General features: G+C 63.8%; 8 protein-coding genes. 6 read left to right on the top strand and 2 right to left on the bottom strand.

Translation table 11 applies throughout. From position 1 onward, the window contains the following. Positions 1 to 17: 17 nt before the first annotated feature. Positions 18 to 743 carry a porin family protein gene (locus tag ABIE57_RS16490; RefSeq protein WP_354540123.1) on the bottom strand — a complete coding sequence of 242 codons (726 nt, stop codon included), beginning with the start codon at positions 741 to 743 and terminating at the stop codon, positions 18 to 20. Beyond that, a complete protein-coding gene (locus tag ABIE57_RS16485) occupies positions 743 to 2,194 on the bottom strand; it encodes a metal-dependent hydrolase family protein (protein ID WP_354540122.1) in 1,452 nt (483 codons plus the stop codon). Before ABIE57_RS16485 ends, ABIE57_RS16490 begins: the two co-directional genes overlap by 1 nt. A 276-nt stretch (positions 2,195 to 2,470) precedes the next feature. Here ABIE57_RS16485 and ABIE57_RS16480 point away from each other — a divergent pair, with 276 nt between their 5' ends. The 6 genes from ABIE57_RS16480 to ABIE57_RS16455 all read left to right on the top strand — a co-directional run bounded on the left by ABIE57_RS16480 (position 2,471) and on the right by ABIE57_RS16455 (position 11,427). Further along, entirely contained in the window at positions 2,471 to 3,445 is a 975-nt protein-coding gene (locus ABIE57_RS16480; protein WP_354540121.1) for a carbon-nitrogen hydrolase family protein, read from the top strand. A gap of 73 nt (positions 3,446 to 3,518) precedes the next feature. Continuing rightward, positions 3,519 to 6,260: an aminotransferase class I/II-fold pyridoxal phosphate-dependent enzyme gene (locus ABIE57_RS16475; RefSeq protein ID WP_354540120.1), complete on the top strand. Its 2,742-nt coding sequence runs from the start codon at positions 3,519 to 3,521 to the stop codon at positions 6,258 to 6,260. Between the two features lie 16 nt (positions 6,261 to 6,276). Continuing rightward, positions 6,277 to 7,734, top strand: coding sequence for a biotin carboxylase (locus tag ABIE57_RS16470; protein WP_354540119.1), 1,458 nt, complete (start codon positions 6,277 to 6,279; stop codon positions 7,732 to 7,734). Between the two features lie 9 nt (positions 7,735 to 7,743). Continuing rightward, the gene (locus ABIE57_RS16465; RefSeq protein ID WP_354540118.1) at positions 7,744 to 8,715 is read left to right on the top strand and encodes a C45 family autoproteolytic acyltransferase/hydrolase; all 972 of its coding nucleotides are present in this window, start codon (positions 7,744 to 7,746) and stop codon (positions 8,713 to 8,715) included. A gap of 121 nt (positions 8,716 to 8,836) precedes the next feature. Then, positions 8,837 to 10,309 carry an ABC transporter substrate-binding protein gene (locus ABIE57_RS16460; protein WP_354540117.1) on the top strand — a complete coding sequence of 491 codons (1,473 nt, stop codon included), beginning with the start codon at positions 8,837 to 8,839 and terminating at the stop codon, positions 10,307 to 10,309. A gap of 65 nt (positions 10,310 to 10,374) precedes the next feature. Continuing rightward, positions 10,375 to 11,427, top strand: a complete 1,053-nt coding sequence (locus tag ABIE57_RS16455) for a zinc-dependent alcohol dehydrogenase family protein (protein ID WP_354540116.1) — start codon at positions 10,375 to 10,377, stop codon at positions 11,425 to 11,427. Positions 11,428 to 11,522: the final 95 nt, after the last annotated feature.

Below are 11,522 nucleotides of genomic sequence, written 5' to 3'. Positions count from 1 at the left end.
TGCCTTTTTCGTGAACCTCAGAATTGCAGGCTCAGCCCCAGGATCGGCCCCGAGAAGCTGCCTTCGAAGCCTCTGCCGCCATCGTCGTAATCGACATAGAGATGCCGGTAGCCCGCCGAGAGAAACAGCCGGTCACGGGCCTGCCAGTTGACCGTCGCCATAAGCTGAGACGTGAGGTCCGACCCGGCGCCGAATCCGCCGACATCGGCATAGCCGATCACCGACCAGCGATCATTCAGGCGGAGATTGGTGCGCGCGGCGATGATCGGATCGGTGAAATCGACCGAGAGCCCGGCCGCCAGACCCGGCACCGGCGTTCTGGCGCGCGCCTCTATGTCCCAATGCCGCAAGCCCACAAGGTAATCCACCGTCGCGCGCTCCGTCGCCAGCGCGCGATAGCCTGCGGCAAGCGTGAACGAGCTCTGTTCCAGCCGTCCGGTCACGGGCAGGCCGAGACCCGGCACCGTGCCGCCGCGCGAACTGCGCGAGGCGGAATAATCCCCGAGCAGCACAAAACGGTTTTGCCGGTATAGGCCGGAGAGGAAGAACGCGCTGTCCAGATCCTCGAGCACGTCGCGCAGCCCCTCGCTGAACCGCAGGGACGGGCCGCCCGCCACGGGCCGCACCGTGCCGCCAACGCCGCTGCCCCAGATATACGGGGTAAGCTGGAATACCTGCTCTTGCGCCGAGGCCGGGAGCGTCAGCATGACCAGTGCCAGAGTGACGGCAATCCGGCGCAGCATCAAAGCGCCTCCTTCACCACCGCCCCGCCCTTCATGATCAGCGCAAGGCTTTCCTCGGGCCGCTCAAGCCAGTCAAGCCCCGCCTCCGGCTCGCCCGTCACCACCAGAAGATCGGCCATCGCCCCCGGCGCGATCACCCCGAGCCGCCCGTCATAGGAGGCGCGCGCGCCGGACATGGCCAGCAAGTCGCCCGCCGCGCCCGTCGCCATGCGCAGCGCCTCCAATGGCGGCATGAAGCGGGTCAGCTTGGCCAGTTGACGGCCCTGCGACGCGGCACCTTCGGGGTTCATCAGGATATCGGTGCCAAAGGCCATGTTTACGCCCTCCGCGCGGCCCATCTCGAAGGCGCGCACCGTGCCTACCGACACCTCGTCGGCCTTGGCCTGCTGGCGCGCGTCGGCGCGGGGGTTTGAATCCTCATCCGATAGAAACGGCTGGATCGACCACCACGCGCCCGTATCGCGCATCATCCGCACCGTGTCCGCATCGGCCAGTTGGCCGTGCTCGATGGATCTGACGCCTGCGCGCAAACACCGCTGGATGCCTTGCGGCGTGTAGACATGCGCACAGACATAGGTGCCCCAATCCTCGGCTGCCTCGACCGCCGCACGCATCTCGTCTTCGGTGAATTGCAGGCTTTCGAGCGGATCGTAGAGCGAGGTGACGCCGCCCCCGGCCATGATCTTGATCTGGCTCGCGCCCTTCATCAACTGCTCGCGCGTGCGCCGCAGAACCTCGGCGCGCCCGTCGGCAATCGCCACCACGCCCGCCTTTTCGCTGTAGCTCAGATCGCCATCGGCGCGCGGCACCTCGTTCACCATGCGGAAATCGCCATGGCCCGAGGTCTGCGAGATCATCGCGCCAGCCGCAAGAATGCGCGGCCCCGCCACCACGCCCCGATCAATCGCCAGCTTCAGCCCGAAGGCCGGGCCGCCCACGTCGCGCACCGTGGTGAACCCGCGCAGAAGGGTCGCGCCCGCCTGCCGCCCGGCCATGAGATGCACGAAACCGATATCGGCGCTCATCGCCTGAAGCTGCGTCACCCCCACCAGCGTTGAATGCCAATGCGCGTCAATGAGGCCCGGAATGACCGCCCGCCCGCCGCAATCAATGCGCCGCGCGCCCTCGGGGCCCTGCCCCGCCGGAATGAGCGCGGCGATGCGCCCGCCCTCGATCAGGATGTCCTGCCCCGCCTGCATGGCAAGGGCTGTCCCGTCGAAATACCGCAGGTTCGTCAGAAGGATCGGCTGGCCCGCGCCCTGCCCATATGCGCGCTCGGGTGCCAGGCCAAAACCCGCGAACAGCCCCAGAACGGCGGCCATGCCGCCCAGCATCTCGCGGCGGCGCAAGTCGGCCTCGATCCGGGCAAAGGCCGCCTGCGTGACCGGCGCGCCGCACAGGCAGAAATCAAGCGTTCCGCGCGCAAGCGCCGCGTTACAGACCTGGCACATACCGTCCCTTTCCGGCCCCGCAACGCGGACCGTCTCTGTTTTGCAGGCCCGGCAGACCTATGCCCGCTGCATAACCCGTTCTGTCCCGAGTTTGTGACATTCCGTGATTTCTTGCAACACCATCCCGCCGTCAACGGCTGAATCGCCCGGGTGCCGCTGGCCCGGCACGCGCGGATTGGCTGTTTCCGTTCCGGTGGGAAGGGCGTAAAAGGTTGCAACAGCAGAGATCAATCATGCCCCGGACGGGCCGCTCTGCAAGCACGGAGAACCCAGACAATGACCCCCTTCGCGATCGCCGGCGTTCAGATGTATGTCAACGCCCTGCAACCGAATGTCGATGGCATGTTGCATCGGCTGGATGTGCTGATGGCGCGTTTTCCCTGGACGCAGATGGTCCTGTTCAGCGAGCTTGCGCCGTTCGGGCCGCTCGACAAGTTCGCCCTGCCCGCCGAAAACGAGGTCATCGACCGTTTTTGCGAGGCGGCGCGGCGCTATCGGCTCTGGCTTGTGCCCGGCTCGATGTTCCTGACCTCGCCGGTGGACGGGCGCATCTACAACACCGCCGTCGTGATCGACCCCGACGGGCAGGTGATCCGCCGTTATGCCAAGATGTTTCCCTTCCTGCCCTACGAGGCAGGGATCGCGGCAGGCACGGATTTCTGTGTCTTCGATGTGCCCGATGTGGGCCGTTTCGGGCTGTCGATCTGCTATGACATGTGGTTTCCGGAAACCACGCGGGAACTGACCAGCCAAGGGGTCGAGGTGCTGCTTCATCCGGTGCTGACCGGCACCACCGACCGCGACGCGGAACTGGCCATCGCGCGCGCCACGGCGGCGCAGTTCCAATGCTATGTGTTCGACGTGAACGGGCTTGGTGCGGGCGGCGTCGGCAAATCGCTGGTGATCGATCCGACATCGCTGGTGCTGCATCAGTCGGCGGGTCAGGAAGACATGTTCCCGATCGAGGTGGATCTGTCGATGGTGCGCCGTCAGCGCGAGACGGGCATGAAGGGGCTGGGGCAGGTGCTCAAGAGCTTTCGTGACAGATCGGTTGATTTTTCCGTTTATGACCGCAACAGTGGCACGGACGACTACTTGAAGACACTTGGGCCGCTTGAAATACCCCAACAGGGCTCGCGCGCGGGGTTGCATGTGGATGTCCCCGCCGATGCCGAGGCGGAAGCACGCAATCACAAGCGGGCGCTCGGATACGGAACGACCCCTTTCGAGGGTAGAACAACGGTAGGTTAGACCGCAGGATTACGGGCCATACCGGCCTTTGACCATTGATCGCGTTCTGGCCCGACAGGCGGGAGGCTGATCGATGGACTCGGTAAGTGACTACTATTCGGCAACGCAGCTGCGCTTTGACCGCTGGAGCGCGTTGCGCGAGGCGACAACCTCGATCGGCCGGGAAACCGACGCCAGAAAGATCGCCGCGCTGAAATCGCGGGTGTCCGACCTTTTCGAATCCCTCAAGGTGATCGAGCCCTACTGGGCCTTTCCCGGCATGTCGGCCTTTGATCACCTGTGGCGTCATTTCGATCACGGCAATTTCGAGGATCTGGCCTTTGGCGTCCAGCGGGTGACGCGCGCGCTGACCACGGGGGCCTACCGGCGCCGCACGATCCCGCTGGAACGCGACAGCCTTGACGACGAGGAACACAATGACGAGGCGATGCTGTCACCCGAGGCGCGCGCCATGGCGCGCCCCTATTTCGAGGTGCTGATCGTCGACAATGTCAACGAGCAGCAGGAACGCTGGTTGCGCTCCAACGTCACCCGGATGCGCCGCGCGGAGGATCCGTTCCACTATGAGGCGGTTGTCGTGCCCAGCCTCGAGGATGCGCTGATCGCGGTTCTGTTCAACCACAACATTCAGGCCATCGTGGTGCGCCCCGGGCTGGTTCTGAAATCCAGGAACGAGAACGAAATACTGGCCAAATATCTCAGCAATGCCAGCGGATCGGACAATATCGACGAGATGCTGCCCGAGAATTATGGCCCCGAGCTGTGCCGCCTGATCGACCGCGTCCGCCCCGAGCTTGACGCCTATCTCGTCACCGAACGCTCTGTCGAGGATATCGCGGGGCTTGATCTGGGGATTTGCCGGCGCGTCTTCTACAATCAGGAAGACTTCATGGAATTGCACCTCAACATCCTGCGCGGGGTCGAGGCACGCAACAAGACCCCGTTCTTTACCGCGCTCGTGAACTATTCCAAGCAGCCCACCGGCGTGTTTCACGCGATGCCGATCAGCCGTGGCAAGTCGATCAGCCGCAGCCACTGGATTCAGGACATGGGCGCGTTTTACGGCCCCAACATCTTTCTGGCGGAAACATCGGCCACGAGCGGCGGGCTCGACAGCCTGCTGGAGCCGCACGGCCCCATCAAGCAGGCGCAGGAACTGGCCAGCCGGGCGTTCGGCTCCAAACAGACCTTCTTTGCCACCAACGGCACCTCGACCTGCAACAAGATCGTGGTGCAGGCGCTGGTGCGGCCCGGCGATATCGTGCTGGTCGATCGCGATTGCCACAAATCGCACCATTACGGCATGGTCCTCGCCGGGGCCGAGGTGGTCTATCTCGACAGCTATCCGCTCAATGAATACTCGATGTATGGCGCAGTGCCGCTGCGCGAGATCAAGCATCAGCTTCTGGCGCTGAAGGCGGCGGGCAAGCTTGACCGTGTGCGGATGCTCTTGCTCACCAACTGCACCTTTGACGGGCTGGTCTACAACGTCGAGCGCGTGATGGAGGAGTGTCTGGCGATCAAGCGCGATCTTGTGTTCCTGTGGGATGAGGCGTGGTTTGCCTTTGCCCGTTTCAGCCCGACCTATCGCCAGCGCACCGCCATGCGCACCGCCAACAACCTGCGCAAGCGGCTGCGCACCGACGCGCACCGCCGCACCTATGAGGCGCAGCAGGAGGCGCTGGCCAATGCCCCTGACGAGACATGGCTCGACACCCGTCTTGTCCCGCCGCCCGATGCGCGTGTTCGGGTCTATGCCACGCAATCGACGCACAAGACGCTGACATCGCTGCGGCAGGGCTCGATGATCCATGTCAACGACCAGGACTTCAAAGGCGAGGTCGAGCAGTCATTCCACGAAGCCTACATGACCCATACCTCGACCTCGCCCAATTACCAGATCATCGCCTCGCTGGATGTGGGCCGCCGTCAGGTGGAACTGGAAGGGTTCGAATTCGTGCAGCGCCAGATCGAGGCGGCGATGTCGATGCGCAAGGCGATCAGCAGCCATGCGCTGTTGCAGAAGTATTTCAAGGTGCTGACCGCCGGTGACATGATCCCCGAACAATACCGCCAAAGCGGCGTCACCAGCTATTTCGACAACGAACAGGGCTGGACCGATATGTGGGATTGCTGGGAGCAGGACGATTTCGTGCTCGACGCCACCCGCGTCACGCTGGCCGTGGGCGGGACCGGATGGGATGGCGACACGTTCAAGACCGATATCCTGATGGACAAATACGGCATCCAGATCAACAAGACCTCGCGCAATACCGTGCTCTTCATGACCAATATCGGCACCACGCGCTCGTCGGTCGCCTATCTGATCGAGGTGCTTGTGGAAATCGCCCGCGATCTTGATGATCTGCTTGACGACGCGTCCAAGATGGAACGCCTGTCCTTTGACCGCCGGGTCAGGAACCTGACAGAAAACTACCCGCCGCTGCCGGATTTCAGCCGCTTTCACGATGCGTTCCGCCCCGACAACCTGACGCCCGAGGGCGACATCAGGACCGCCTATTATCTCAGTTACGACGAGAAGAACTGCGATTATCTGGAACTCGACGGCTCGCTCAAGGACGCGCTGGAAGCCGGGCAGGAGGTGGTCTCGGCCAGTTTCATCATCCCCTACCCGCCGGGGTTCCCGATCCTGGTGCCGGGGCAGGTGATCAGCAAGGAAATCCTTGCCTTCATGCGCGCGCTCGACGTCAATGAGATCCACGGCTACCGCGCCGATCTCGGTTTGCGCGTCTTTACGCCAGAGGCCCTGGCCGCCTTGCCCAAGGCCAAACAGATCAAGACCGCAGCCGAATAAGGGAGGACATGAAAAAATGCCCACGACACTGAGGAACATCTCCGAGATACGCCGCTTCTTTCATCGCAACGAGGACCCGATCTATTTCATTTCGGCGACGAACTTCAATCTTCTGGGGCTTGATGAATGGGTCAAGAATTTCAAATACATCTGCTATATCGACTGTTACGGCGGCAAGCATCCCAACGTGTTCTGCCCCTCCGAGCAGCCCCATGCCGAGTTTCAGTCGATCGAGGACATCAACAACTACCTGCTTCAGCACAAGGAGGTGATTGATTTCATCAAGCGGCGCGGCGGCAAGCCGAAATTCGTGTTCCTTATGTTCGACGAGGAAACCGAACGCCTGTCCAGGGAGCTTGGCGCCGATGTCTGGTTTCCCAAGGCCAAATTGCGCACCGCGATGGACAACAAGATCGAGACCGTGCGCATCGGCAACAAGGCCGGGGTTCCTTCCGTGCCCAATGTTCTGGCCGAGGTGACATCCTACGAGGATCTGCGCGCGACCTGCGAAAAGGCCGGGATAGGGCATGATCTGGTGTTGCAATCGGCCTTCGGCGATAGCGGCCACACAACGTTCTTCATCAAGTCCGAGGCCGATTTCCGCCGCCACGAACATGAGATCGTCGGCGAGGGCGAGATCAAGATCATGAAGCGGATTGATTGCCGGGGGTCAGCCATCGAGGCCTGCGCCACCAAGGAAGGCACCATCGTCGGCCCGCTGATGACCGAGCTTGTGGGCTTCAAGGACCTCACCCCCTATCGCGGCGGCTGGTGCGGCAATGAAATCCTGTCCACCGCCTTTCCGCCCAAGGTGCGCCAGAAGGCGCGCGAACTGACCTTCAAATTCGGCGAACAGCTTCGCAAGGAGGGCTATCGCGGCTATTTCGAGCTTGATTTCCTGATCGACAAGAAGACCGGCGACCTGTGGCTGGGCGAGCTCAATCCGCGCATCACCGGGGCGTCGTCGATGACCAACCACGCCGCCTTTGCCCATGCCGATGCGCCCTTGTTCCTGTTCCACCTGCTGGAATTTTCCAAGAAGAAATTCGATCTCGATGTGGACGAGTTGAACGCGCGCTGGGCCAACCCGGACATGATCGACAGTTGGTCGCAGATGGTGATCAAGCACACCGATGACAGCGTCGATATCTGCACCGCCAGCCCCGAGACCGGCATCTACAAGATGCTCGAGGATGGCCGCGTCGTGTTCGACCGTTTCGACTATCACCGCCGCGCGGTTGAATCCGAGAACGAGGCGTTCTTCCTGCGCATCCTTCAGCCCGGTGATTACCGCTACGAGGGGGCCGATATCGGTATTCTGGTCACGCGCGGGCGCTCGATGACCAAGGGCTTCCAGTTGAACGAACGCGCCCGGAAATGGATCCACGGCATCAAGCAGGGCGTTGCGGGCAATCCCTTGCCGGTGGTCGATGCAGGCCCCGCGCTTGCGGACCCGGCGTTCAAGATCCTGTAGGAAAGGCCCATGCTCTGGCGTGCCTTGCGTGAAGACCTGCCCGGCCCGAAATGGGCCGGGCTTTTCGCCGATTACTGGCCGCATTACCGGCGGTGGTGGCTCAGGGATGGCGACGGCGCACGCCCGAAATACCTTGAAAGCCGCCGCGCCCTTGAACACCACATGCCCGAGATCGTGCCGCTTTACGATACCTTGTGCGACCTCGCGGGCGGTGGCGATCAGGCGGCGCGCTTTCTCAGCTTCTATTGCCCGCCGCCCTATCTTTCGGGATGCAGTCAGGCGATCTGGACCGGCGAAGAGCCGGTGCTGGTGCGCAATTACGATTATGACCCCAAGGCGTTCGACAGCCTGATCCTGAATACCTGCTGGCAGGGGCGGCGCGTGATGGGCACCTCGGACGGCCTGTGGGGGCTGGTTGACGGGATGAACGACGCAGGCCTTGCCATCTCGCTGACATTCGGCGGGCGGCGCGTGGTCGGCAACGGATTTGGTGTGCCGCTGATCCTGCGCTATGTCTTGCAGACCTGCGAGACCGCCGAGGAGGCAGGTCGCGCGCTGGCCCGCCTGCCCACGCACATGAGCTATAACGTGACCGTGCTCGATGCCAAACGCAAATACCTGACCGCGATGATGGCCCCCGACCGCGCCGCGATCATCACCCATGCCGCCGTCGCCACCAACCATCAGGAAAACATCGACTGGATCAGCCACGCGCGCTTTACCGCCACGGTCGAGCGCGAGCGCTTTCTGCTGCACCGGCTGGCCCTGCACCGCGACCCGGAGGACAGGTTCATCAACGCCTTCCTGCGCCCGCCGCTCTATTCGACCGCCTTTTCCGTAGGCTTCGGCACGCTCTACACTGCCGTCTACCGCCCGCGCCTGCAACAGATGGAGATCCGCTGGCCGGGCGCGGTCTGGCCGCAGTCCATGAACGGGTTCGAGGAAGGTGCCCGCCGGGTGCAGATCCCCGGCGCGGCCTAAAACGACGGGCGATCGGCCCCCGTTGCGCATCGACCGCAAAACGTGACTGCCGGAAAACTTGCCTTTCGCGCGCGGTCTTGCGACAACCGTATCAGCGACACTTGACCAAGGCCCGCCCCGGATGCGTTTCGCTCTGATTGCCCTTGTTGCCCTGACCTCCGCCGCTTGGGCCGAGCCGCGCGGCACGTTCCGCCACGCCCATAACGTGGGATTCGGGGCGCAGTCGAGCCTTGATCCCGCCTCAAAGGGCCGCGTTCTCCAGATCATCGAGAAAATCCAGAGCCGCCTTGTGCGCCCCGGTCGCGGCGGCACGCCCGAGCCGGATCTCTCGACCCGCTGGTTTCCCAATGAAGACGGCACGGTCTGGACATTCCAGATCCGCGAGGGCGTGCGCTTTCACGATGGCCGCCCGCTGCGCGCCGAGGACGTGGTCTATTCCATCGCGCGCGTGATCGACCCCGATTACGGAAGCCCCGCCCGCGCCGCCGTCAAGATGATCGAGCATGTCGAGGCCACCGGCCCGCTCAGCGTGCGCATGACGCTGTCGTCCACCTTCGCCGATTTTCCCCTGCAACTCATGGACCCGCGCCTGCGCATCATCCCCGAGGGCTCGGGCGATACGGTCGATCAGACAGGCATCGGCACAGGTCCTTTCAAGGTCGAGAAGTTCGACCCCGACGGCATCACCGTCCTCGCCGCCAACAAGGACTATTGGGAGGGCGCGCCACGGCTTGCCCGGATCGAGGTGATCGGTGTACCGGACGCGCAGGCGCGGCTTCAGGCGTTTCTCTCGGGTCAGCTTGACATGGAGCGCGGGATCGCGCCGGTGCTGCGCCGCGCGCTCGACAAATCCCTGCGATATCAACTTCTTGAAATCCCCACGGGGAACTGGATGGGGCTGAGTTTCCGCAATGACGTGGCCCCGTTCGACGATGTGCGCGTGCGCCGCGCGCTGCGTCTGGTGGTGGATCGCGACGAGATGCTGCAACTGGCGCTTGACGGCGGCGGGGTGATCTCCTGCGACACGCCGGTGGCCCCCAACGACCAGTATCGCGCCGAGATGGACTGCCCGCGCGATCTTGAGCGCGCCCGCGCGCTTCTGGCGGAGGCGGGCCACCCGGACGGGCTCGACGTGAAGATTCACGTCTCCTCGCTCGATCAAAGCTGGCCGGTGATCGGGGTCGCCTTTCAGGAACAGGCTGCCCCTGCGGGCATCCGGGTCGAACTGGTGAATGCCGCCGCCGATGGTTACTGGTCGAATGTCTGGATGAAAAAGGACGCGTTCGCCACCTCCTGGGGGGAACGCCCCGCCGATCAGGTCCTGAACGAGGCCTTCCATTCCGAGGCCAAGTGGAACGAAAGCCATTTCAACAACCCGAAATTCGACCGGATGCTTGGCGAGGCGCGCGCCGAGCTTGATTTCGACCGGCGGCGCACGCTTTACCACAAGGCGCAATACTACCTGACAGAGACATCGGGCACCCTCATCCCCTTTCATGTGACACAGCTTGTGGTGCTCTCCAAACGGGTGACACATTTCGATCCGGTTCCCAATGACGCGCTGCGCTGGCATCTCGTGGCGGTGATGGATTGAGGGGCCTTGCCGCGACTGCGGCGCGCGCCTAGGCTCGTCCAAACGGCCCGAAGGACCCCCCACCGATGCGCGCTGCCCTGCTCACCCGTTACGACACCCCCGTAGAGATCACCCAGGTGCCCGATCCCGACTGTCCGCGCGATGGCGCGCTCATCGCGGTGCGCGCCTGCGGTGTGTGCCGCTCGGATCACCACGCCTGGAAAGGGGCCGATCCGGACGTGGTGCTGCCCCATGTGATGGGGCACGAATTCGCGGGCGAGGTGATCGAGACCGGGCCGGAATGCCATGCCTTCCGGGTGGGCGACCGGGTGACCGCGCCCTTCATTCTCGGCTGCGGCACCTGCCCCGATTGCCGCGCGGGCGAGCCGACGATCTGCGATCATCAGCAGGTCATCGGCTTCAGCCAGTGGGGTGCCTTCGCCGAGCGCGTTGCGATTCCGCGCGCCGATTTCAACCTCGTGCGCCTGCCCGAGGGAATGGACTATGCCGTGGCCGCCGGGATGGGCTGTCGCGTCACCACCTCGTTTCGCGCCGTGGTGGACCGCGCGCAGATCCGGCCCGGCGAGTGGCTGGCGGTGCATGGCTGCGGCGGTGTGGGCCTCTCGGCGATTCTCATCGGCGCGGCGCTCGGCGCGCGCATCCTTGCGGTCGATGTGACGCCCGACGCCCTTGCCATCGCCCGTGATCTGGGGGCCACCGCGACGCTTGACGCGCGCGGCGTGGGCGATGTCGGCGCGGCCGTCCGCGACCTGACGCAAGGCGGCGCACATGTCTCGCTCGACGCCCTCGGAATCACGGCGACGTTTCACAACTCATTGAAAAGCCTGCGCAAGATGGGCCGTCATGTGCAGATCGGAATGCCGCTCGGGGCCCACGCCACCCCGGATCTGCCGCTGCTCGATCTGGTCTATTCCCGGCAGATCACGCTCCACGGCACGCGCGGCATCGGGGCGCACCGCTTTGCAGCCCTTTTCGACATGATCGCGGCGGGGCGGCTTGATCCCTCGCGGCTCATCACCCGGCGGATCGGGCTTTCGGGTCTTGGCGCGGCGCTTGCGGCAATGGATGGCTATGGCGGCGGTGCGGGGGTGACGGTCGTCGATGACATGGCGGTCTGAGCCTGCCGCATTTTCGCCACAATAGCGTGCTCTCCTGCAAGAATAATCAATGGCAGGGGCACCTGTTTGGCGGCCCTGCCTCAAAAAAGGAAGAG

The organism is Roseovarius sp. MBR-6, assembly GCF_040547525.1.
In the GTDB taxonomy this organism is placed as follows: Bacteria; Pseudomonadota; Alphaproteobacteria; order Rhodobacterales; family Rhodobacteraceae; genus Roseovarius.
The sequence above is the reverse complement of the archived record's forward strand: the minus strand, read 5'-3'. Positions and strand labels throughout refer to the sequence as shown.

Coding starts and splice junctions, on each gene's coding strand:
- ABIE57_RS16490 (WP_354540123.1), bottom strand. CDS start 743: ATGCTGCGCCGGATTGCCGTCACTCTGGCACTGGTCATGCTGACGCTC.
- ABIE57_RS16485 (WP_354540122.1), bottom strand. CDS start 2,194: ATGTGCCAGGTCTGTAACGCGGCGCTTGCGCGCGGAACGCTTGATTTC.
- ABIE57_RS16480 (WP_354540121.1), top strand. CDS start 2,471: ATGACCCCCTTCGCGATCGCCGGCGTTCAGATGTATGTCAACGCCCTG.
- ABIE57_RS16475 (WP_354540120.1), top strand. CDS start 3,519: ATGGACTCGGTAAGTGACTACTATTCGGCAACGCAGCTGCGCTTTGAC.
- ABIE57_RS16470 (WP_354540119.1), top strand. CDS start 6,277: ATGCCCACGACACTGAGGAACATCTCCGAGATACGCCGCTTCTTTCAT.
- ABIE57_RS16465 (WP_354540118.1), top strand. CDS start 7,744: ATGCTCTGGCGTGCCTTGCGTGAAGACCTGCCCGGCCCGAAATGGGCC.
- ABIE57_RS16460 (WP_354540117.1), top strand. CDS start 8,837: ATGCGTTTCGCTCTGATTGCCCTTGTTGCCCTGACCTCCGCCGCTTGG.
- ABIE57_RS16455 (WP_354540116.1), top strand. CDS start 10,375: ATGCGCGCTGCCCTGCTCACCCGTTACGACACCCCCGTAGAGATCACC.